This is a genomic window from Enterococcus sp. DIV1090 (assembly GCF_050537975.1).
In the GTDB taxonomy this organism is placed as follows: Bacteria; Bacillota; Bacilli; order Lactobacillales; family Enterococcaceae; genus Enterococcus; species Enterococcus faecalis.
On sequence record NZ_CP172917.1, the window covers coordinates 2,134,758 to 2,158,842 of the forward strand.

The following is a 24,085-nucleotide window of genomic DNA, read 5'->3' on the forward strand; positions in this document are numbered from 1 at the left end:
AGCCTCTCAAGGAAGAGGCTTTGTTTTTTTATTTTTTCATATGTGTGGCTAGTTTGTTATAACTTTCAGAGCGTTCAATTGCATCTTCTTTAGTTTTATCAAGTAAATGTTCGACTACTTCTTGATTCTCTTTAATTGTATGCAACGCAGAGTAACGTGTTTGTTTTTCAAGGAAATCACGCATTTTGTCAAAATCTGTTTTCTTGTAGTCAATGACCATCGGATCTTTGCCTTTCTTAACTAACTCTGGATTATAGCGATAAAGTGGCCAATAGCCAGATTCAACGGCTTCTTTGGCTTGATCTAACGTCCGAACCATTCCACCTTTGACCCCGTGATTAATACATGGGGTATAACCAATGATAATTGATGGGCCTAGGTACCGCTCCGCTTCGTCAATTGCTTTAATCGTTTGCATTGAGTTTGCGCCTAAAGCCACTTGTGCAACATAGACATTCCCATAAGTGATTGCCATCATCCCTAAATCTTTTTTAGAGGTATGTTTCCCACCCGCTGAGAATTTGGCAATGGCTGAAGCTGGTGTAGCTTTAGATGTTTGTCCGCCTGTATTGGCATACACTTCGTTATCCATAACAAAAATATTAACATCTTCCCCACTAGCAAGAACATGATCAATGCCGCTAAACCCGATATCATAGGCCCAGCCATCGCCGCCGACAATCCATTGACTCGTTTTCACTAGTAAATCTTTTTGTTCGTAAATTTTTGTTAAAAGTGGATCTTCATCGGCTTCTTCACTTAATGCTGCCGCTAGTTTGGTGGCTCGCTGTTGTGTTCCTTCTCCTTCAGCCATGTGTTCCAACCAATCATTTAACAAGGCTTGAAGTGAATCTGATCCGACGTTTTTAGCAAGACTTTCTTCAACCAGACTAGCTAAATGTTGACGTTTCGTTCGATTGGCAATATACATACCATAACCATATTCCGCATTATCTTCAAACAGCGAATTACTCCAAGCTGGTCCTTGGCCACATTCGTTCGTTGTATAAGGCGTCACCGGTGACGAACCACCCCAAATTGATGAACAGCCTGTTGCGTTAGCAATCATCATTCGATCACCAAATAGTTGCGTCAACAACTTAATATAAGGTGTTTCGCCACAGCCTTCACAAGCACCTGAAAATTCCATCAATGGCTGGTTAAATTGGGAACCTTTAACAGAAAGTTTTTTGACTGGGTTGGCTTTTTGTTTAAGAGTCATCGCAAAGGCCCAATTCATCGCTTGCTCTTTCTGAGTTTCATAAGGTTTCATTAAAATCGCCTTGTCTTTCACGGGACATGCCTGAACACAAAGACCACAACCTGTACAGTCTTCTAAAGAAACTTGGATACGATACATCAACCCATCTGTGCCACGCATTTCGCGCATGGCAAAACCTGCAGGTGCTTCTTTCAGTTCTTCTTCATCCGCTAAAAACGGTCGAATAGCCGCATGTGGACAAACAAAGGCACATTCATTACACATCGTACACTTATCCATTTGCCACTCAGGCACTTCTAACGCAATGCCACGTTTTTCATAAGCCGCAGTGCCCATAGGAATGGCACCGCCCTTCATTCCGTTTTCAATCAAATCTGAAACGGTCAGCTGATCCCCTTCTTGACGATTGATTGGTTCTAAAATATTTGTCACAAAAGCTGGAGCTTCCGACTCTTGATTTTCTGGTTCTAAAACAATGGTTGCCCAATCTTCTGGAACTACGATTTCTTGCAGCGATTCAAAAGTAGCATCAATCGCTTGGTAATTTTTTTCAACAATTTCCATTGATTTTTTTCCATAAGTCTTTTTCACTTCTTCTTTAAGTAACGGTAAATATTGCTCTTTCGTTAAAATATCTGTTACTTCAAAAAAGGCAGTAGACATCACTGTATTGATCCGACGGCCTAAGACTACTTTGCGAGCTAACTCAACCGCATTGATAATATAAAATTTGATTTGGTGCTCCCCAATATATTTTTTTAACTTAGCCGGTAATAAACGATGAACCTTTTCTTGATCCCAAATAGTATTCAGTAAAAACGTTCCGCCATCTTTTAAACCTTTTAACAGGTCGTATTTATGCAAATAGGAAGCATTATGACAAGCGATGAAATCTGCTTGTTCAATTAAATACGTGGAAGTAATTGGCTCTTTACCAAAACGCAGATGCGAAACGGTTAAACCGCCTGATTTTTTAGAATCATAACTAAAGTAAGCTTGTGCATAAAGGTCGGTATGATCTCCGATAATTTTAATCGCTTGCTTGTTTGCTCCCACAGTTCCGTCAGAACCAAAGCCCCAAAATTTTGCTTGGAAGGTAGTATCTGGCGTTAAATCTAAAGTAGGTTCTTCTGGCAATGATTGATAGGTTACATCATCAACGATCCCTACCGTAAAGCGTTGTTTTAATTCTTTAAATGGCAATAACAAATGGTCATAGATCGCTTTAATTTGATTAGGCGCTACGTCTTTAGAACCTAACCCATAACGTCCACCAATCACAATTGGACGATTTTCATGTTGATAGAGAGCGCTTTGAACATCTAGCAATAACGGTTCCCCTTCGGCTCCTGATTCTTTTGTTCGATCTAAAACCGCAACCTTTTCTACTGTAGCTGGTAATTTTTCAAGAAGGTTTTCGGTAGGAAATGGACGATATAAATGAATATTGATAAAACCAACTTTGCGTCCTTGTTGATTGAGATAATCGACTGTTTGTTTGATTACTGGTGAAGCCGACCCCATTGAAATAATGACTTCTGTTGCATCTTCAACCCCATAATAATCGGTTAAATCATACGTTGTTCCACGAAGATTGTTAATTTTTTTCATGTATTTTTGAACAATTTTTGGCATTTCTTCGTAATTTTTATTGACTGTTTCTCTTTGTTGAAAATGAATGTCAGGATTTTGAGCGGTCCCTGAAACAGTGGGATGATTAGGATTCATGCCTCCCATTCTAAAACGAGTTACAGCTTCCTGATTCACCATTTCTTTCAGGTCATCATAATCAATCACTTCGATTTTTTGTAGTTCATGGCTCGTTCTAAAACCATCAAAAAAGTTTACAAAAGGTAAACTACCTTCTAAGCTAGCTAAATGAGCAACTGCCGACAAATCCATTACTTCTTGGACACTCGATTCTGCTAACATACAAAAACCTGTTTGGCGGGTAGCCATCACATCGCCATGGTCACCAAAAATACTCAATGCACTTGTCGTTACTGCCCGAGCCGCCACGTGGAACACAGAAGGTAGCAATTCTCCTGCGATTTTATACATATTGGGAATCATCAACAGTAAACCTTGTGAAGCAGTATAAGTAGTGGTTAACGCACCTGTTTTTAACGAACCATGAACTACTCCCGCTGCCCCAGCTTCTGATTGCATTTCAATAACTTGAACTTTTTGACCATAAATATTTTTTAAACCACTTTCCGCCCATTCATCTACCAACTCAGCCATTGTTGAACTTGGTGTGATAGGATAAATAGCGGCAACTTCTGTAAACGCATATGAAATATAAGCCGCTGCGGTGTTTCCATCCATTGTTTTTTTCATTTTTTCACCTTTTATCTTTCCTAAACATTGCTTGTGACTGTTGTTTTTTGTGTTTTGACATACTGATCAATTGCATTAGCTGCGATTTTCCCAGCGCCCATCGCTAAAATAACGGTGGCAGCACCTGTGACTATATCGCCCCCGGCAAAAACGCCAGGTATTGAGGTTGCTCCTGTTTTAGGATCAGCTTGAATGTAACCCCATTGGTTTAGTTCTATTTCTGGATATGTTGATAACAAAACTCGATTTGCCCCTTGGCCAATTGCCTCGATTACTGCATCAGCAGGAATGGTAAACGTGCTGTCTGGAACCGGTTCTGGCCGTCGTCTTCCAGACACATCTGGTTCACCTAAAACCATTTTGATACATTCAACACCGGCTAGATTTCCTTGTTGGTCATCTAAATAAGCAATTGGATTCGTTAACCAATAATAGTTAATTCCTTCTTCAAGGGAATGGTGGTATTCTTCAATTCTTGCTGGTAATTCTTCTAACGAACGACGATACACAATGTTCACATTTTCAGCGCCTAATCGTTTGGCTGAACGAGCGGCATCCATTGCAACATTCCCGCCGCCAATCACAACAACATTTTTAGCACGTTTAATCGGTGTATCATATTCTGGAAACTCATAGCTATGCATTAAATTGATTCGTGTTAAAAATTCACTAGAAGAATAAACCCCATTTAAACTAGTTCCTGGGATTCCCATAAAATTTGGTGCCCCTGCACCAACCGATAGATAACAGGCATCAAACTCTGACATTATTTCTTCCATCGTAATCGTTTTACCTACTACCACATTGGTTTCTATTGTTACACCTAAGGCTTCAATACTCGCAATTTCTTGTTTAACAATTTTTTTCGGTAATCGAAATTCAGGTATGCCATAGGTTAATACGCCACCAGCTTCATGAAGCGCTTCAAAAATAATTACTTCGTAGCCGAGCTTTGCCAAATCCCCCGCAACTGTTAACCCAGAAGGACCAGAACCGACCACTGCGATTTTCCCTTTTGTTGGTTCCGCTGTTTTTTTTGGAAACATGTGATTTTCTAATGCCCAATCGGCAACTAAACGTTCTAATTTGCCAATTGCCACTGGTTCAAAGTTTTTGGCTTTCCCTAATTTACAAACTTGTTCACATTGTTTCTCTTGCGGACAAACGCGTCCACAAATAGCAGGTAAATTCGTATATTTACTTAAAATATTGGCTGCTTGTTCCATGTTTCCTTCACGAATAGCTAAAATAAATCCAGGAATATCAATCATCACGGGGCATTTAGCAATACAAGGTGCATTTTTACATTGTAAACAGCGAATCGCTTCTTCTTGCCCTTCTGCTAATGTATAGCCTAAGCAAACCTCTTCAAAATTATTCTTTCTGATAGTAGGTGCTTGTTCCGCAATCGGTGTTTTTATACGACTTTTTCTAGCCATTTTTCTCCACCTGCTCTTTCAAACGATCTGTAAAGCAAACTGCTTCTTCTTCCTGATATTGCTTCATTCGATTAATGAATTCATCCCAATTTACTTCATTGCCTTTAAACTCAGGTCCATCAACACAGGCAAATTTCATGGTGCCATCAACAGTGACCCGACAACCGCCACACATGCCTGTTCCGTCAATCATAATAGGATTCAAGGAAACATAAATTGGTAATTGATGTTTTTCAGCTGTCAAGGTACAAAATTTCATCATGATGCTGGGCCCAATCGCCCAACTGCACGCTACAGATTCACGTGCAATAACTTCTTCCATCGCTTCTGTTACTAAACCCTTTTTACCTAATGAACCATCATCCGTTGTAATGATTAGCTCATCTGAATAACGACGGCATTCTTCTTGTAACAGAACTAACTCAGCTGTTCGTGCTCCCAAAATCGTAATCACTCGGTTGCCTGCTTCTTTTAAAGCCTTGATAATTGGATAAATAGCCGCGATACCAACCCCGCCACCGACAACCATCACCGTTCCATATTGCTTCACTTCTGTGGGCATACCTAAAGGTCCAGTGACATCTAACAAAGAGTCGGAAGTTTTAAGTTGGGAAAGTGCAGCTGTTGTCTTACCGATTACTTGGAAAATAATTCGAATACTGCCTGCTTGTGGATTTGTCTCCGCAATCGTTAAGGGAATCCGTTCTCCCTTTTCGTCAATTCTTAAAATAACAAACTGTCCAGCCTGAGCATGTGTCGCTATTCTTGGCGCTTCCAGCCAAAAGTCAAATGTATTACTAGATAATTGAGTCGACTGAAGAATATTAAACATTGAAATACCTACCTTCATCATTCCTTTTCATTCTGACTCCTACTTTCTTAAACCTTTAGGCAACGCTATCAGATAAAGTTGTGGCAACACTTTTAACAAATGTTTTTAGCATTTCGATGTCTTCTTCTTCTGCATTGTTTTCAATTTCAACTGTTTCAGCTACTTTTTTAGCACCAGCTTTTTCAAAAGCTCCTACAAAATCATGCGCTGATTTACAGAAAAATTCACCATATTCACGATCACCGGAACCAACAACGCCAAATGGCTTACCTGTTAAATCCTTTTCAGTTAATTCATCAAAGAAATCTTCAAATTCAAAAGGCAGTTCCCCATCACCATAAGTATACGTTGCGATAATACAAGCATCTGCATCATCAAAGAAGTCTACATCAACTTCTGAACACTCTTCACGTTCTACTTCAACTCCAGCTTCTTGAAACTGTTCTTCCAAAATCTCGGAAATTTCTTCTGTGTTTCCAGTCATACTTGCATAAACAATTTTTACTAGTGCCATCTTCATTCATTTCCTTTCTTTTTCCTAAATATTTCAATGCATTCAAATGCAATTGTAACCCCTTACATTAATTCCTAAAAAAATAACTTTTACAAATGATTTTATTCACAAACTAATCTAAATAAGTATGTACTCTTCCCCTTTCGAGATAGAGTATTTTTTACTACGTCTTTACTATACCACATTCCAAACCTTTTTAACAATATTTTTAAGGTAAAAAAAATATTATTTAGGTTCTTTTTTATAAAACGTTTTTCCTTCTTCCAATCATAAAAATTGCTTCTAAAACCGCTCCCCCTAATGCACGAGCTTTGTCGGAGATCGTCAAGCAATCGACTTTCTCAACTGGTCGAGGATCTACATCTGCACACTTCAACCCTTGATAACAGGTTACCTTTTCTGAAATCAATCCTCTCAAAGTCCCTGTCAGAGGCGAATAAACTGGAACCTGATCGATTAAAAATAATGCTTCCCCTTTCAACACGAGATCCCCTATGTTTTTAAGGTGGGTAACTTGTCCTGAAGCCGGGGCATGGACAACTCGTTCCGCACTTTTTCCGCCAATTTCACCTGGAATACCTGTATTAGGTAAAGCTGTTCCTTCAAAGTATAAACGTCCCAACCTATGTCCACGCATTGTCTCAATCACAACATCGACATCTTGCGGTGCTGAAAAGCCTGGTCCTAAAGCAATCGTAATCGGTGCCATTCCTCGATGCGTACCTAAATTTTTCTTAGCCAAAATCGCATCGATAACAATCAGTGGTTTCAATTGTTGAATAGCACTTGCTGTTTGATCGACAAAAACAGGCAGCTTATTTTGCTGCCAACATTTCGCGCAATCCTTTAATGAAGTAATTCGAACAGCAACCAAATCTTCCACTCTTTGTTCTTTCTGAAAAATAGAATCACAAACTGAAACAGTCCGCCGAATGGCCAGAGGACATTCTGTTTCTAATACTAGTATTTTAAAGCCAACGTGCCATAATTTTTGGATAACGCCTGTCGCTAGATCGCCCCCTCCGCGAACAATCACTAATTTTTCTTGGATGTTTTGACTGATTTCTCCCATAAAATAAGTCCTTTCTCTAATTCCATATTGCAAGCAATAATCTTGTCTAATTTTTCAAAACAGCTTTTGGGTAATTGAAGACAGACATTCATCGCTTGAACAAACTCTCTTCGCGTATGGGTTTGATTTAAACACAAAATTCGTTTGCCTTGGCTCTCTTTAAACAATCCTTTTGGATGAGCAATCAGTTGAGCTAACAATGTTTCTGTGATTGGTTCTTGTTGTTGCGCATCGGTTAATTCCAAAAAAAGCGGCAACCGATGAATGGTCGTTTCATCTATCTTTTGACCAATAACAGAAATCGGAAGCACACCAATTGTGGTGGTTGTTTCTTTTAATATCACGGGTTCATAAGAGGACCAGCCTTTCAAAGGTCGTTGCTTGGATCCATCCGCTTCTAAAAAAACTTTCGTGAAGTACTGAAACAATGTTTGAAGCGAAGTCATTGCAGGCATTGTTAGTTTTGTTTGATTGTTGATAGCGGTTCCTGCTAAAGTGATTCCGCAGATATTCGGCGTTATTTTTTCAAAATGGTTTGTATAAAAATAATCATACAATTGACGTTGGGGAAACCCAATTTTTGTAGTTGTACTAACCAGAACAGCTTCCTTTCGATATGTTTTTGCTAGCGCCCACATTAAGCTTGTTTTCCCACCACTACCAACAATTGACACAATTTCCTTCCCTTGTAAATCAAAACACTTTTTTAAGGACTCCACAGTTGGTACCTCCTTTCCCCAAGGTCATTTTTCACAGAAAAAATAGAGGCTACGCGTACTTTTGCTTCTTCTAAAAAACATACACTGTGAGTTATTTCCGCTTCATTAATGAGTAAACCGATCCCACAGCCATCCGTCAATGATGGTGGCAAAGTAAAGACGCGAACAGCCACCTTTCTTGTCAACAGTACTTGTTCTGCCTGAACAGCATAATGTGTATTCGGAAAGGTTAGCAAATACTCCATCTTTTCACCTTCTTTTTTTGTTAAAGCGTAATTACTTTAGCCGCTTGATTCATTGTTTCAACAATTTCGTACATATTAGTAATAGAGCCGATAGCTAAGGTGTCTGTTAAATGATAAAAATCTAAACAGGCCCCACACGTTTGAATCGTGGTTCCCTTCTCCGCTAATTGTTGCAAATCAGCTAAGGTATTCGCTGCTTGATTCGTTAAAAACGCCCCTCGATTAAAGAATAATAGCTGTGTAGGAACAGTTTCTGCTTCTGATAATGATTGAAGATAACTTTTCATTAACAGTCGTCCTAGCTGCTCGTCTCCAGTACCTAATTGATCGGAGCCAATCGTAATTACTAAATCTGTTGCTGACTGACTTGTTTGTTGCGTCGCTTCTTCAGGTACCGTAATTTTGACAGAGAAAACCGTGGCTTCTATCTGCTTCGCAGTCAAAGTGGCCTGTTTTTTAGCAGCTAATTTTTTCAAATTTTCAACAGCTACTTCGTTATCGACTAAAACCTCGATAGTGCCTCCAGCTAAACCTAACTCCGCCAAAGCTTTTTTTGTTTCAATCACAGGTATTGGGCAAGGTTTCCCCAATGCATCTACTAATTTCATATTTGGCCCTTCTCTCTATAAAAGTACTACTGCTTGTTGTTCTTTTGGCAGAACCTCGCCAATAATTTTGGCAACAGGGTCCTCTTTTTGAATAGCTGCTAAACAGGCTGTCGCTTCATCAGCAGCGACACTAATTAACAGTCCGCCAGATGTTTGTGGATCAAACAAAAGTTCTTGCATTTCCATAGAAATTTTTGAATAATCGATTGTCGTTCCGATTGTTTGTCGGTTTCTTTGCCCAGCTGCAGTGACTAAACATTCTCCGGCGTAGGCCAACGCTCCTGTAATGGTTGGTAATGTTTCTGTATCAATCAGTAACGTTACCTGATTATCAGCCATTTCTTTTGCATGAATTAATAGACCAAACCCAGTCACGTCAGTACAAGCATGTACTGCGTAGGATCGAGCATTTGCAGCGGCATATTTATTTAAACGTTCCATCGAATCTTGTGCGATTTTTTGTTCCGTCTGCTTCGCCAATTGCCCCCGAACAGCCGCTTGAATAATTCCTACACCTAATGCTTTAGTTAAAATCAAGACATCCCCCACCTGTGGCGTATTATTATGCCACAAATTTTCTGGATGAACTTCTCCAGTTACCGCTAAGCCATACTTGGGTTCATGGTCATAAATCGAATGACCTCCCGCCAGTAAAGCGCCCGCTTCCTTTAATTTTAAGCTGCCACCCAAGAGCATTTGTTCCAACCATTCTTTTGACATCTTTTGTGGAAAACAAACAAGATTTAGCGCATAAAGGACTGTTCCGCCCATAGCATAGACATCACTTAAAGCATTAGCAACCGCAATTTTTCCAAATGATAACGGATCATTGACCATTGGTGAAAAAAAATCAACCGTTGAAATCAAAGCTTTTTCAGACGTTATTTGGTAAACCGCGGCGTCGTCGGCATGTTCAAACCCGACGAGTAGCCGCTCATTTGCCGGTGTTTCGGGTAAGTGTTGCAACAATTGGTTCAGTACACGGGATTCAATTTTTGCCCCGCAACCACCTGATGTACATTGTGATAAAAAATCCATGCTGTCCGCTCCTTCTCAAATTAGTAGTTCTTGTAAAGCGTGAATTGTCCAAGTAATTTCTTCAGGCGTTGTCTGCCAACCAAAGCTAAAACGTAAGGTGCCAGTTGCTAAAGTCCCAGCTGTTTCATGGGCTAATGGTGCACAATGCAAACCTGCGCGCGTCATAATGCCATATTGTTCTGCTAGTTGCTGTGCCACCACTGTTTCTTCCTGATTCCACAGTGTGATAGAAACAACAGGGACAGTTTGTGCCACGTCCTTGGTTCCTAAAATTGTGACAGGTAACCCTGATAAACCATTTAAAAAATTCTGCATTAAGGTTCGTTCGTGCTTTTGAATCGCTGCTAAACCAATTTTATTCAACTCTTTAACAGAACTATTTAAGCTTAGAATACCTAAACTGTTTAACGTACCAGCTTCAAATTTATCTGGTAAAAAAGAGGGTTGATCAAAGGAATTAGAATGGCTACCAGTGCCGCCCGTCATCAGTGGTTTGACCGCTTCAGCCCCTCGCTCACTAAAAGCTAACCCACCAATACCTGCTAATCCATATAAGCTTTTATGTCCAGTAAAGGCTAACACATCAATGGCCATCTGGGTCATTTTTATTGGTAAAAATCCCGCTGTTTGAGCCGCATCCAAAACAGTTAGTAATCCTTTCTGGTGGGCCCATTGAAAACATTCTTCAATGGGTAAAATGGTGCCTAAGACATTGGATGCGTGTGTCATCACCAAGGCTTTTGTATTCGTTCGCCAGGCTCGCTGAATATCTTCTATATCTAATAGGCCAGTTTTTTGACAAGCAACATACGTCACTGAAATGTCTCGTTCTTTCTCAAGCAAGTGAAGAGGTCTAGCTACTGCATGATGTTCTAACATAGTCGTAATCACATGGTCGCCAGGTTGTAAAATCCCCGCTAATGCAAGATTTAAGGAAGTTGTTGCGTTATTCGTAAACGTAATCTGAGCCGCACTGGGTGCCTGAAAAAAGTCTGCTAACAATTGACGTGTCTCTAAAAGAGGAAGCCCCTCTCTAAGCAAAGGGGCATTTCTTCCGTAATTCATGAACTGATTTTCTGCTAAATAGGCAGTCAAAGCCTCAATGGTTGCTGGAAATTTTTTATAGGAAGTCGCTGCATAATTTAAATAAACCAAGTCCTTCATACGATTTTCCTCTCTAACTATTGGTTTCTTGAATTAATTTTCTGTACTCTTCTGGCGTATCGATATCTTTCAAACGGCCAGGAGTCGCTATTCTCAGCATCTGAACTGCTTCTGGAAAGCGTTCATAAATCATGCGTCCGCCTTTTTCACCAGTCAATGCTAATAGTTCTTGTCGAAATAGATTACCGAATAATACTGGACTACTAGGACAGCCATCTTTTTGTAATGGCACTACAATTTTATTTCTCTGACATTTATCTAACACGGGTTGTAGCATTTTAGGTGTTAACAATGGTTGATCACTAGGTAAGTATAAATAGCCAGCTCCCCGAGCTTGTTCGGTTCCTAAACGAATACTGCTACTTTGTCCTTCTTGCCATTGATGATTGAGAATCAACTGAATGTTCTTAGGTAAAGGAAACGCTGGCTGATTCTCAGGCGAAACAACTAAAATCCGTTCTAATACGTCTAATTGATTCACTAAGGTTAACGTGTGCTCTAAAAATGTTTTTCCTTGATATTTTAAGAACAATTTATTTTGGCCCATCCGTTGTGAATTGCCCGATGCTAGAATAATGACACTAACGAGTGACATGAGTTGTCTCCTTTTATCTTTTTTTCTTTTGATAAGGGGTATTTTCTAAAGGCAGACTTGGTCGGAGCTGACCATCCAAGGCAAAATATGCGCCTGCTAAAGCTGGTGCGGTAGGGATCGTTGCTAACTCACCTACGCCTTTAATTCCATAGGCTAAACCTTCGTGAAGATTGTCAGCATGAACCAAAATTGTTTCGATTGGTGGTACTTGAGCGGCATTCACTAATCCTAGCGTTGCATATTTTGCTTTAACATAACCTTCTTCTAAGGCAAATTTTTCAGTTAAAGCATACCCCATGCCCATTGCAATCCCACCTTCAATTTGACCTTCAGCAGCTCGTGGATTCACCACTTGCCCCATATCATACGCAGCCACAAATTTAGCTACTTTTCCTTTGTCATCTAGAATAGCTACTTCAGCAGCATAACCATAACCAGCATGACTAACTGGACTTTTTTTATCATTAATTAACGGATCCGTTTTCGCTGAATATTCCCCATAAAATTCATCACCTTCCAAATCACTTAAAGCACGTCCCATATCAAGTTCATACCGTAATTGCATTGCCGCTCTTCTAGTTGCTTCTCCTGTGAAGAGTGACTGCCTCGAAGCCGTTGTCGTTCCTGAATTCGGTGTTCTTCTCGTATCAGGGGCTTCCGCAACAATCATTTCTGGTGGTAAATTTAATGTTTCACAGGCAATTTGCGTCGTAACGGTTGCCATTCCTTGACCGATACAAGCAGCACTTGTGCGGACATGTATTTTTCCTTCTTCAACAGAAATAATACAACGCCCTGTATCAGGTAGCCCCACACCCACGCCACTATTTTTAAAGAAACTAGAAATTCCAGCAACTTCCGCTTGTTCATAGACGTCTTTAACCGCTAACAAGGCTTCTTTTAACGCCGCATTTTTCGAGACCAATTGTCCATTCGGTAAAGTATCTCCTGGGGCGACGGCATTTTTAAAGCGTATTTCCCATGGTGATAGTCCGACTTTTTCTGCTAACAAGTTTAAATTACTTTCAATTGCAAAAGCCGTTTGGCAAACACCAAATCCACGAAATGCACCTGCTGGCGGATTATTAGTATATACAGCAAACCCTTCCACATCAATCGTTTGATACTTGTAGGGACCTGCCGCATGTGTACAAGCCCGTTGCAATACTGGTCCTCCTAAAGAAGCATAGGCCCCAGTATCCGCATAAATCACTGCTTTCATTGCAGTTAAATTGCCTTCTTCATCACAGCCGGTCGTAAAGTCCATTTCCATGCCATGGCGTTTGGGATGAACCATCAAACTTTCTTCACGGCTTAGCAGTACTTTTACTGGTTTCTTCAATAACCAAGCGGCTAAGGATGCATGATGCTGAACACTCATGTCTTCTTTCCCACCAAAACCACCACCAACAAGTTTTGATTGAACATGAATTTTTTCCTTGTCTAGTCCTAACATCCGAGCCACTTCCCGTTGTTCATCATAGATACTTTGACCCGCACTAAAGAGTAAAATGCCCTCACCTTCAGGCTGTGCAATCGCACACTCGGGTTCCATGAAGGCATGTTCGTTAATTGGTACGGAATAATGTTCTGTCACTACAAACGCAGAATTTGCTAATACTTCATCTGCGTTGCCACGTACCAAGTGTTCATGAGACAAGATATTGCCCTTTTCATGAATAGCTGGTGCACCTTCTGCTAAAGCAGCTTCACAAGAAGTAAGCGGTATCATTTCTTCGTAATCAACTTCCACTAAATTTTTTATCTCTGGTAAGGTTTCTTTTCTTTTTGAAACAACGAGTGCTACTGCATCCCCAACATACCGTGTTATTTCTCCTACTGGAATCATTACATCCCAATCGGAAATAAATTCTAAATGACCAATTTTATTATTTCCTGGAACGTCTTTAGCTGTGAACACAGCCACACAGTCAGGATGCGCCAATGCTTGGGTACTATCGATTGATAGAACTTTTGCGCGAGGATAGGCACTCCGCAAAGCAGATGCATGAAGCATTCCTTCTATGTCAATGTCATCTACATAAATCCCTGTTCCTAAGGTTTTCTCCACTGCATCGACCCGTTGGAAGTCTTCCCCTAATTTACCATTTGAATGTTCTTCTGGAATGCTCGTTTCTTCACAAAACATTTTAGCAGCTAACTGAATGGCTTCTATTATTTTCACATATCCTGTACAACGACAAATGTTTCCTCGTATAGCTTTCTGAATGTCTTCTTTTGTGGGTTCGGGTTTCTTGTTCAATAATCCTTGTGCCGAAATAACCATCCCAGGGATGCAATACCCGCACTGAACTGCACCCGTTTTTGCAAACGCATAAGCATAGACATCTTTTTGCCGTTGGCTTAAACCTTCGATTGTCGTGACTTCTTTGCCAGCTAATTTTTCTAGAGTAAACAAACATGCTTTGGAAGCCTTTCCATTTACTAACACCGTACATGCACCGCAAGAGCCTTGGTTACAGCCATCTTTTGTTCCAGTTAGGCCCAGATCCTCCCGCAAAAAGTCCATTAATTTTTTGTTTGTTTCACAGGTTTCACTTTGACCATTTACAATAATTGAATACATTTCTTGCACCTCGATTTCTGATATAGTTTAGTGTTCAATCACCTAGATTATACCACAAATCTTCGTTCTAAAAATTATTTTTTAGTAAAAAAACTTTTTTATTTAACTTAAAGGTCCTCATTATTGATAGCGCTGTTGAATTAATTCTCCCGCGATGCTAATCGCTAACTCTTCTGGTGTTTCGGCTGCAATATCTAAGCCAATTGGCATGAAAATTCTTTCAATTTCAGTCATTGTATAACCGACCTCTTTTAACCGTCGAACTTGTGAAGCAACTTTGTGTTTGCTCCCCATCACACCAATATATTTGGCTGGTGTTTCCAATAACTGTTTGGCAACGATGAAATCAAAATTGTGTCCTCTGGTAATTACTATACCATAATCGTCCGCCGTTATTTCAATAAACGCAGCTAAATTTTCTAAAGGAATAACCCGTAGTTCCTCAGCTTGTGGAAAAGCTTGTGCCGTCAAAAATTCTGGACGATCGTCCACTACAACGCAATAAAACGATAAATAGTTTAAAATAGGTACCAATGCGCGTGCGACATGTCCACTTCCAAAAATATATACTTTCCCTACTTGGAGGATTGCTTCTGTTAAAAAAGTTGTTTCCTCTTTTTGCACACAATGGATACCTTTAGGTAGCAAACTTAATTCCCCCTCCCAAGAAGTGGAACCAATCAATTCGCCTGTTTCACTATAAAAGGATACTTTTCCTAAATTGTTTTGATCTAGTTCAGTCATTAACCAACCTTGTTGATTATTTTGAAAATGCGTTTCTATGGACTCACACAACTCTTTTAAAAATGGCGTTTCCCATGAAAGATAATGGAAAAAAATCGTGACATTTCCGCCACAGACCATGCCTAAATCAGCAATATTATTCGGGGCTAAAATAAATTGACGTTGTGCATTTTCTTTCTCAAGAAGTAGCTTTTTTGCCACTTGTTCAGCCTGAAATTCAACCGCCCCACCACCAACAGTTCCGGCTATTCTACCTTCGGCGGAAACCAGCATTCTAGCCCCTTGACTTCGTGGTGTAGATCCTGAACTTGTACCAATCGTTAATAACATCGTGTCTTGCTTTTCCAATATTGCCTGTTTCAAACGCTGAAATACTTCTCTCATTTCAGTTCCTCCGATACTACATCCTGTTCTTTAAAGATTTCTTCAAAGCATGCCTCTACCTGTTGATACACTTTTTTCTCAAATAAAAGATATTGATCAATCAACTCTTTTCCTTGATCCGTAACAATTGACCCGCCACCATTACAACCACCAACACTTTTGATAATTAATGGAAAAGATAGCTCTTCTTCAGCTACCCGCACAATCCGCCATGCCTTATTATAAGACATTTTCATCTCTTTTGCCGCTAAGTTTAGTGACCCAGTTTGCTGAATTTTTTGTAAAACTTCGACAACGCCAGGACCAAAAAAGTTCCGATCTGTTTTTAATTTTAAGTTTAGGGAATACGTAAACATCTTCTCCTCCTTTATTCGTTCATTTTTTTATAGATAACGTAAGGGAAAAAGGATACGAAAGCTTACTCACTTTCGTATCAAAAAAAGCAATCTTCACTCAAGTGCTACACGCTTTTTTGGTTTTAAAATGACATTTAAAAGGACTGCTACCAAAGTGGTTAAGATAACTTCCGAATTACCGAAAATCGTTGTTACCCAAGTTGGAAAACCAGCTAAGCTTCCAGTAGACAATGTGACACCAATTCCAAATGCTAGAGCTGTTCCGACAACCCCAGTATTTCGAGGAGTCATTTCCTGCGAAGCAATCATCCGAATACCTGTCATAGAAATAGAAGCAAAAACTGAAATCGTTGCGCCACCAATTACCGCGTAAGGAATCGTAGTTAATAACGCAGCTACTTTCGGAACAAAACCAGCAATTAATAATATAACTGAAGCGAAAACCAGAACATACTTATTAATCACTTTTGTTACCGTAACCAGACCAACATTTTGTCCAAAAGTTGCCACTGGGATTGATCCAAATAAACTGCCAATAAAGTTAGTGAATCCACTTCCCATAATTCCGCCAGATAATTCTTCATCCGTTGCATCTCGATCCATTGCTCCAACCGTTGTTGCTGTAAATTGACCGATGGCTTGAACAGCATCAACAATAAACATCACCACAAGCGTAAAGATTGGTACCAGTTGAAAATCCAGTCCAAAATGAAACGGGGTAATTACCTGAACGATTTTAGCATTTTGAACTGGCTCAAAACTAACCATCCCTAAAGCTAAAGAAATCAAATAGCCAATAACCATTCCGTTTAAAATTGCTGATAACTTCAAAAATCCTTTTGCAAAATAATTGAAGTAAAAGACAATCGCAAAGGTTAATAATGCAACTAACCAATTCCGGGCTGAACCAAAATCAGCACTACCAGCTCCTCCTGCCATATACTTAATCGCAACAGGAAACAGGGATAGGCCAATACTTAAAATAACCGTTCCTGTTACTAAAGGCGGAAACAACACACGGATTTTTTTAATGAACAAACCAACAATAATAACAAGAATACTGCCAACTAATTGGGAACCAAAAATTGCTGCAATCCCAAAATCAGCTCCGATGGCCATCAAAATCGGTACATACGCAAAACTTGCCCCCATCATAACTGGTAACCGTGAACCCACTTTTCCAAAAATAGGGAAAAGTTGAATTAACGTTGCAACTGCTGAAAAAATCAATGATGTTTGAATCAAAATAGTCGTATCACTAGGACTTAATTGGCAAACTTTGGCAATCATGATTCCCGGTGTGACAATCCCTACTACTGCTGCGACAACGTGTTGCAATCCCATCGGAATTGCTTCAGAAATTGATAGTTTCGCATTATATTCAAATAATGCTTGCTCTTTTTTTTCATTCATAGGATCGTTTCCTTCTTCTTTTTATTCTAAAAGGATTGTTCCCCTTAATCAGTAAAGAATGCAATCCTTTTTCCCTCAGAAACATCTTAAAAATTATCCTTTGGCAGCAACTGCTTCAATTTCAAATAAACCATCTTTTGGCAACTTGGCTACTTCTACACAAGAACGTGCAGGCAAAACTTCTGAAAAGTAATTCCCATAGATTTCGTTAATTTTGCTAAAATCAGACATATGTTGTAAAAACACCGTTGTTTTCACAACATTATCATAGGTCATCTCGACCTCTTTTAAAATCGAACCTAAATTGATAAAAGCTTGTTTTGCTTGTTCTTCCACTGTAGCCTTCATTTCACCCGATTGCGGATCTAATCCTAGTTGTCCAGAAATGTACAACGTATTTCCCGCTAAGACAGAATGTGAATAAGGTCCTACAGCAGCTGGTGCCTGTGCAGAATTAATCATTTTGTTTGTCATCGTTTTCCTCCATTCTATGATTCTTTATTTTCAATTAAAGTCCCTGTTTTTCCAGATAATCCTTCTTTGGCTTTTTCTAATAACGTAATCAATGTTTTTCGACCTGGCTTAGATTCAGCAAACTTAATCGCTGCTTCAACTTTTGGTAACATTGAACCTGGAGCAAACTGACCTTCTTGCGCATATTGTTTCATTTTTTCTGTTGAAATATTCCCTAGGGCTTCTTGATTTTCTTTACCAAAATTAATACAAACTTTTTCAACTGCTGTTAAAATCACGAGCAGATCAGCATCTACTTGTTCAGCTAGTCGTTCACTACAAAAATCTTTGTCGATGACTGCATTTACACCTTTTAGTCGGTTCCCTTCTTGAATGACTGGGATGCCACCACCGCCGCCAGCAATGACTGTTTGGCCAGCATCAACCAATGTTTGAATCGTGAGAAGTTCGACAATATTTTTTGGTTTAGGAGAAGCGACGACTTGGCGATAACCACGGCCAGCATCTTCCATCACTTGTATATTTTTTTCTTTGACTAATTGTTCTGCTTCTTCTTTTGTCATGAAGCGGCCAATTGGTTTCGTTGGTTTTTTGAACGCCGGATCATTTTCATCCACGACCACTTGAGTGACTATGGTGGTGACGGCTTTACTTATATTTCGCTGACGCAACTCTTCTTGTAGCGCATTCTCTAAATCATAGCCAATGTAACTTTGACTCATGGCTACGCACATGGATAACGGAACAACTGGATATTGTGGATTATTAAAGGAAAATTCTTCCATAGCTAATTGAATCATCCCCACTTGAGGACCATTGCCATGAGATAAAATAACTTCATATCCTGCTTCAATCAAATCTGCAATCGCTTTGGAAGTCTGTTTTACGGCAGTCATCTGCTCCGTCAAATTATTTCCTAAAGCATTGCCACCTAAAGCTACTACGACGCGTTTGCCCATTGCTTCACCTCATTTTCTGTTTTATAAAAAGGACGATGCTTTTTCTTTTTCACAACGAGTTTTCGTATTAACTGTCTGTTGTCGTTGCATGAAGTCAACGCACATGACTAAGCGTTCTTGACTCGAGACAATCACACATTCATGAATAGACTTGGGAAGGTCTTATTTGTTCATGTTGAAGAGGCAACTTCTAATGATTCATTGTGTAAAGAAAAAGCATCTGTCTTCATGCCAAATTCATTATTTTACTTCTCTTGGTGTCGCTTTATCCGCTAAGTCTGTTAAAGTTTTTTGCGGATTTTTTACTTTACTTAAGAAAATCATAGCCGCAATAACATACGGTTTGTAGCTAGCTTCTTTGTAAAGTTCGACCCGATAACGATCGAAAACAGAAGCTTCCACTTCGCCTTCTTCACAACTTACGCCAGTAATATCAGCTGGTAGACAATGCATATACAAAGCTTTGCCGTCTTTCGTTGTTTTCATCAATTCTTCTGTACATTCCCAATCTTTGTGCTTTTTATTTTGAGAAAGTAATTCTTGTTCTAATTGATCAATTCCTGCTTGGTCACCATTGCCATATAATTCAGTTCGCTTTTCCATTGCCGCAAAAGGTGCCCAGCTTTTCGGATAAACAACATCCGCATCTTTGAATGCTTCTGCCATACTATTCGTTTTAGTAAAGTTCCCACCAAATTCTGCCGCATTTTTCTTCGCAACTTCTTCTACTTCTGGCATAATTTCATAACCTTCTGGATGTGCTAAGACGACATCCATTCCTAAACGGGTCATTAGACCAACAATTCCTTGAGGAACAGATAATGGTTTTCCATAAGATGGTGAATACGCCCAAGTCATGGCAACTTTTTTCCCTTTCAGGTTTTCAATACCACCAAATTCATGAATTAAATGCAACGCATCCGCCATTGCTTGCGTCGGATGGTCAATATCACATTGTAAATTCACTAACGTTGGGCGTTGTTCTAATACCCCATCTTTATATCCTTCTTGGACAGATTCTGATACTTCGTGCATGTAAGCATTGCCTTTACCAATGTACATGTCATCACGAATACCAATGATATCAGCCATAAAAGAAATCATGTTTGCTGTCTCACGAACAGTTTCTCCGTGAGAAATTTGACTTTTTCCTTCGTCTAAATCTTGAACTTCTAAGCCCAAAAGATTACACGCTGAAGCGAAACTAAAACGTGTTCTTGTAGAGTTGTCGCGGAATAAAGAAATCCCCAAGCCACTATCAAAGATTTTAGTTGAAATATTATTTTCTCTTAAATAGCGTAATGTATCGGCAACTGTGAAAACAGCTTCTAATTCATCTCTTGTTTTTTCCCAAGTTAGGAAAAAGTCATTTTCGTACATTTTTTCAAATTCTAATTTATCTAATTTCTCAATATATTCTTTAAACGTTTCCATTCCATCTGCTCCTTTTTTCTTGTCTAATAATCCTTTACTTAACCACAATAAACCGTTGGTAATGCCGCATAAACGGCTGCACAACGAACCAAATCATCTTTCCAAGTTTTTTCATTTGGTGCATGTGCTTGTGCTTCCGCCCCTGGCCCGAAACCAATACAAGGAATGCCATTACGTCCCATAATTGAAACGCCATTTGTTGAGAAGGTCCACTTATCTAACAATGGGCGTTCTTCACGCATTTCCACTGTTTCTACAGAGCCTTTCCGTGTTTCTCCATAGAGATTTTTATGCGTTTCCATCAAGGCTTTTGTTACATCATGATTTTCTGGAATGACCCACGTTGGGAAATAACATTCAATTTCATAAGTTAAATCAGTATAAGAAGGACGATCATAGTTGTACATTGAAACCGTCACATCATCTCCATATTTTTTAACAGCTGGTAAATTGCGAATTTCTTCTAAACAACTTTCCCAAGTTTCTCCAGCAGTCATTCGACGGTCTAGTGAAACGGTACAGCCATCCGCAACAGCACACCGACTTGGTGAAGAATGGAAAATTTGCGATACAGTCACCGTACCACGTCCTAAGAAACGGGCTTCTTGCCACTCTGGATTGTACTTAGGATCTAACATACGAACTAAACCACGAATCGCTGTGCTTTCTGTATCTCCATTGTTGTTTAAGGCACGAACATCTTGTAAGATATCCGCCATTTTGTAAATGGCATTATCTCCACGTTCTGGTGCTGAGCCATGACACGAAACGCCTTTGACATCAACTTTAATTTCCATGCGGCCTCGTTGACCACGATAAATCCCACCATCTGTTGGCTCTGTTGAAACAACAAATTCTGGACGGATACCGTCTTCTTTGATAATGTACTGCCAACATAAGCCGTCACAGTCTTCTTCTTGGACAGTAACTGTTACTAAAGCAGTATATTTTTCTGATAATAGACCTAAATCTTTCATGATTTTAGCGCCATAAATAGCCGAAACAATCCCGCCTTCTTGGTCAGACGTACCGCGACCACCGATCTCAGTTTCTGTTTCATAGCCATCGTAAGGATCAAATTTCCAGTTACTCATTTCACCAATTCCGACAGTATCCATGTGCCCATCAAAAGCAATTAATTTTTCACCAGACCCCATATAACCAAGTAAATTCCCTTGAGGATCAATGTCAATTTTATCGAAACCTAATTTTTCCATTTCGGCTTTTGCTCGCGCAATTTTATTGCCTTCTTCTGCACTTTCTCCTGGAATTTTGACAAGGTCTCTTAAAAATTTGACCATATCTTCTCTGTAACCTTCTGCTGCTGCATTTACTGCATTAAAATCCATTCCTTTTACCTCCATAAAATTTTTTTATAATTGTCTGGATCAGTGTCCCCTTCGGTAGAAAACATTAAAACGTTTGACGTCTCATCCAGTTGCAATGCCTCACGTAATTCTTGATAGTCGGGATCTTGCATCACTGTAGCTACTAAGCCCATTGCTACTGCCCCAGATTCGCCTGATACAACTTGCGGATCCCCTTTTAATGGCGCGCCCAACATACGCATTCCTTTTTCAGAAACCCAATCTGGTGCTGAAACAAAGAAGGATGTATGATTTTTTAGAATATCAAAAGAAATCGTATTAGGTTCTCCACATGCTAAGCCAGCCATAATTGTCTGTAAATCACCATCGACAAAGCGAATTTCTCCGTCTTTTTTAATTGCTGATTGATATAAACAGTCAGCCGCCTGTGCCTCAACTACGACCATAATCGGTGGGTTTTCTGGAAAAGCATTAGCAAAATAACCAATCACCGCCCCAGCTAAACTGCCGACACCAGCTTGAACAAAAACATGACTAGGTCGTTCAGAGCCAAATTTTCTTAATTGTTGAGAGGCTTCTAACGCCATCGTTCCGTATCCTTGCATAATCCAAGTCGGAATTTTTTCATATCCGTCCCAAGCGGTGTCTTGAACCATGACACCGTTTTCAGTTTCTTCGGCCATTTTATTAGCCATTCGCACACATTCATCGTAATTAACTTCTTCGATTGTGACGGTTGCGCCTTCTTTTTCAATATTTTCTTTTCTCGTCTGTGTTGAACCCTTCGGCATGAGTACAACTGATTTTTGGCCTAATTTATTCGCAGCCCAAGCGACTCCTCGTCCATGGTTGCCATCAGTTGCTGTAAAAAACGTAGCTTGTCCAAAAGCTGATCGTAATTGATCAGAAGTTAATTCATCATATGTTAGTTCCGAAACATCTTTCTTTAATTTTTCGGCAATATAGTTAGCCATGGCAAACGAACCACCTAAGACTTTAAAAGCATTTAAACCAAAGCGATAAGATTCATCTTTAACAAAGAAATCATTTAACCCCAGATACGCGGCCATATGATTCAATTCTGCTAATGGTGTTTCTGAATACTGTGGAAAACTTTTGTGAAAAGCCAAAGCTTTCTCAATTTTTTCTTTAGACATCAGAGGTAAGTACTTATCCTCCGTCTTCGGCATTTCATTTGCTGTCCATTTAATTTTTTCCAAAAATACTTCTCCTCCTTCTATTTTTAAGTTGCTTTACGAAAAACAAATTTTCCTTGATTTGCCAAGATGACTTGCCCAGCTTCAGCAACTTTTTGACCTCTTAAATAAACCATTCGAGCCTGTCCTTGTGTTTCAAATCCTTCATACGGCGTATAATCGACATTTTGTAACTGCGTTCTCGCAGCAATCACGCCGGTTGTTCTAGGATCCCAAACAACTAAATCGGCATCACTGCCTTCTTGCACCACACCTTTTTGTGGATACATCGAGAATTGTTTAGCAATATTTTCAGAAAGCAGAGCAACCATTTTTTCCAAGGTGATTCGGCCCTTCGCCACACCTTCCGTGTAAATTAATTCTGGTCTCGTTTCAACACCTGGCATCCCATTGGGAATTTTACTAAAATCATCTTTGCCAACTGTTTTTTGTCCGTGAAAATTAAAACTGCAGTGATCTGTCGATATTGTATTGATTGCCCCCTCTTTAATTCCTTGCCACAAAGCCTGTTGATCCTCTCGTTTGCGTAGTGGCGGTGAGCAGACATATTTTGCTGCTTCAAAATTAGGCGCATCATACAAGTGATCATCTAGTAAAAGATATTGAGGGCAAGTTTCTACATAGACTGATTGTCCTCTTTGACGAGCCCGTTCCACCGCTTCTAACGATCGTTTTGTGCTTAAATGCACAATATTAACCGGCAAATCAGCCATTTCCGCTATCATCAAATATCTTGCTACCGCTTCTGCTTCCACAGCCGCCGGTCTTGATAACGGATGATAGTGCGGGGCTAACTTTCCTTGAGAAACATATGATTGGATTAATTCATCTACTAAATCACCATTTTCACAATGAACGCCTAACATTCCATTAACTTTTTTTATTTCCTTCATCGCTTCAAAAATTTCCGCATCTGTGGTCCGTAAGTTATCATAAGCCATATACATTTTGAAGGAAGTAATACCTGCAGCAATCATTTCCTGAATTTCAGCAGCTATCGTTGGTTTCCATTCAATCATGGACATATGGTAAGTATAATCACATGAACTCTTGCCTTCAGCCAATTGATTCCAAGTAGCTAAACAGTCTTTCAATGAGCCGCCTTTATTAGGTGTAGCCATATCAATAACCGTAGTCGTACCTTTGGCCACCGCCGCTTGGCTGCCAGTAGTAAAGTTATCCGCCGTACTTAACGAACCTTTGCCATTATTTAATTCCAGATGCGTGTGCGCATCAATAAAGCCTGGTAATACATAACACCCCGTAACATCCTCAATCTGAGAATTTTCTACTGGTAAATTTGCCCCCATCTCTACAATTTGCTCGCCGTCAATTCGAATATCCAATTGACGACGATTATATGCAGATACGACGGTTCCACCTTTGAGCAGAATAGACATT

General features: G+C 39.7%; 21 protein-coding genes. All 21 read right to left on the bottom strand.

What is annotated here, in order from left to right; genetic code table 11:
* Nucleotides 1-28: 28 nt before the first annotated feature.
* Nucleotides 29-3,562, bottom strand: a complete 3,534-nt coding sequence (gene nifJ / locus IGL48_RS10305) for a pyruvate:ferredoxin (flavodoxin) oxidoreductase (protein WP_430601644.1) — start codon at nucleotides 3,560-3,562, stop codon at nucleotides 29-31.
* Between the two features lie 20 nt (nucleotides 3,563-3,582).
* Nucleotides 3,583-5,001, bottom strand: coding sequence for an NADPH-dependent glutamate synthase (gene gltA / locus IGL48_RS10310; RefSeq protein ID WP_002384176.1), 1,419 nt, complete (start codon nucleotides 4,999-5,001; stop codon nucleotides 3,583-3,585).
* Complete coding sequence (locus tag IGL48_RS10315; protein WP_002370486.1) at nucleotides 4,994-5,851, bottom strand: sulfide/dihydroorotate dehydrogenase-like FAD/NAD-binding protein; 858 nt, start codon at nucleotides 5,849-5,851, stop codon at nucleotides 4,994-4,996. The genes gltA and IGL48_RS10315 overlap by 8 nt, the downstream gene beginning before the upstream one ends.
* A gap of 37 nt (nucleotides 5,852-5,888) precedes the next feature.
* The gene (locus IGL48_RS10320; protein WP_002384174.1) at nucleotides 5,889-6,353 is read right to left on the bottom strand and encodes a flavodoxin; all 465 of its coding nucleotides are present in this window, start codon (nucleotides 6,351-6,353) and stop codon (nucleotides 5,889-5,891) included.
* A 235-nt stretch (nucleotides 6,354-6,588) separates the two neighbouring features.
* Entirely contained in the window at nucleotides 6,589-7,419 is an 831-nt protein-coding gene (gene yqeB, locus IGL48_RS10325; protein WP_010824824.1) for a selenium-dependent molybdenum cofactor biosynthesis protein YqeB, read from the bottom strand.
* Nucleotides 7,383-8,138, bottom strand: a complete 756-nt coding sequence (gene yqeC / locus IGL48_RS10330) for a selenium cofactor biosynthesis protein YqeC (RefSeq protein ID WP_002374270.1) — start codon at nucleotides 8,136-8,138, stop codon at nucleotides 7,383-7,385. The genes yqeB and yqeC overlap by 37 nt, the downstream gene beginning before the upstream one ends.
* Nucleotides 8,126-8,383 (bottom strand): DUF3343 domain-containing protein, encoded by a 258-nt coding sequence (locus IGL48_RS10335; protein WP_002367121.1) that lies wholly within the window; start codon nucleotides 8,381-8,383, stop codon nucleotides 8,126-8,128. The genes yqeC and IGL48_RS10335 overlap by 13 nt, the downstream gene beginning before the upstream one ends.
* A gap of 20 nt (nucleotides 8,384-8,403) precedes the next feature.
* Entirely contained in the window at nucleotides 8,404-8,991 is a 588-nt protein-coding gene (yedF, locus tag IGL48_RS10340; RefSeq protein WP_002367122.1) for a sulfurtransferase-like selenium metabolism protein YedF, read from the bottom strand.
* Nucleotides 8,992-9,006: 15 nt separating this feature from the next.
* On the bottom strand, nucleotides 9,007-10,029 hold the full coding sequence (gene selD / locus IGL48_RS10345) for a selenide, water dikinase SelD (protein WP_010824825.1): 1,023 nt from the start codon (nucleotides 10,027-10,029) through the stop codon (nucleotides 9,007-9,009).
* A gap of 15 nt (nucleotides 10,030-10,044) precedes the next feature.
* Nucleotides 10,045-11,193 (bottom strand): selenocysteine lyase SclA, encoded by a 1,149-nt coding sequence (sclA, locus tag IGL48_RS10350; RefSeq protein ID WP_010824826.1) that lies wholly within the window; start codon nucleotides 11,191-11,193, stop codon nucleotides 10,045-10,047.
* Between the two features lie 13 nt (nucleotides 11,194-11,206).
* Nucleotides 11,207-11,788 (bottom strand): molybdenum cofactor cytidylyltransferase, encoded by a 582-nt coding sequence (gene mocA, locus IGL48_RS10355; protein ID WP_010824827.1) that lies wholly within the window; start codon nucleotides 11,786-11,788, stop codon nucleotides 11,207-11,209.
* 13 nt (nucleotides 11,789-11,801) lie between these two features.
* Nucleotides 11,802-14,375 (bottom strand): selenium-dependent xanthine dehydrogenase, encoded by a 2,574-nt coding sequence (gene xdh, locus IGL48_RS10360; protein ID WP_048949466.1) that lies wholly within the window; start codon nucleotides 14,373-14,375, stop codon nucleotides 11,802-11,804.
* A gap of 120 nt (nucleotides 14,376-14,495) precedes the next feature.
* Complete coding sequence (locus tag IGL48_RS10365; RefSeq protein ID WP_002384168.1) at nucleotides 14,496-15,503, bottom strand: XdhC family protein; 1,008 nt, start codon at nucleotides 15,501-15,503, stop codon at nucleotides 14,496-14,498.
* On the bottom strand, nucleotides 15,500-15,859 hold the full coding sequence (locus IGL48_RS10370) for a winged helix-turn-helix domain-containing protein (protein ID WP_002356595.1): 360 nt from the start codon (nucleotides 15,857-15,859) through the stop codon (nucleotides 15,500-15,502). The genes IGL48_RS10365 and IGL48_RS10370 overlap by 4 nt, the downstream gene beginning before the upstream one ends.
* A 93-nt stretch (nucleotides 15,860-15,952) precedes the next feature.
* Nucleotides 15,953-17,272, bottom strand: a complete 1,320-nt coding sequence (locus tag IGL48_RS10375; RefSeq protein ID WP_048949464.1) for a nucleobase:cation symporter-2 family protein — start codon at nucleotides 17,270-17,272, stop codon at nucleotides 15,953-15,955.
* A gap of 93 nt (nucleotides 17,273-17,365) precedes the next feature.
* Nucleotides 17,366-17,746: a RidA family protein gene (locus IGL48_RS10380; protein WP_002400910.1), complete on the bottom strand. Its 381-nt coding sequence runs from the start codon at nucleotides 17,744-17,746 to the stop codon at nucleotides 17,366-17,368.
* 14 nt (nucleotides 17,747-17,760) lie between these two features.
* On the bottom strand, nucleotides 17,761-18,705 hold the full coding sequence (arcC, locus tag IGL48_RS10385) for a carbamate kinase (protein WP_002359647.1): 945 nt from the start codon (nucleotides 18,703-18,705) through the stop codon (nucleotides 17,761-17,763).
* A gap of 240 nt (nucleotides 18,706-18,945) precedes the next feature.
* On the bottom strand, nucleotides 18,946-20,139 hold the full coding sequence (ygeW, locus tag IGL48_RS10390; protein ID WP_002359643.1) for a knotted carbamoyltransferase YgeW: 1,194 nt from the start codon (nucleotides 20,137-20,139) through the stop codon (nucleotides 18,946-18,948).
* 38 nt (nucleotides 20,140-20,177) lie between these two features.
* A complete protein-coding gene (locus IGL48_RS10395; RefSeq protein ID WP_002362247.1) occupies nucleotides 20,178-21,503 on the bottom strand; it encodes a YgeY family selenium metabolism-linked hydrolase in 1,326 nt (441 codons plus the stop codon).
* The gene (gene dpaL, locus IGL48_RS10400; RefSeq protein ID WP_002356589.1) at nucleotides 21,494-22,687 is read right to left on the bottom strand and encodes a diaminopropionate ammonia-lyase; all 1,194 of its coding nucleotides are present in this window, start codon (nucleotides 22,685-22,687) and stop codon (nucleotides 21,494-21,496) included. The genes IGL48_RS10395 and dpaL overlap by 10 nt, the downstream gene beginning before the upstream one ends.
* 23 nt (nucleotides 22,688-22,710) lie before the next feature.
* On the bottom strand, nucleotides 22,711-24,084 hold the full coding sequence (gene hydA / locus IGL48_RS10405) for a dihydropyrimidinase (RefSeq protein WP_002376596.1): 1,374 nt from the start codon (nucleotides 24,082-24,084) through the stop codon (nucleotides 22,711-22,713).
* Nucleotide 24,085: the final 1 nt, after the last annotated feature.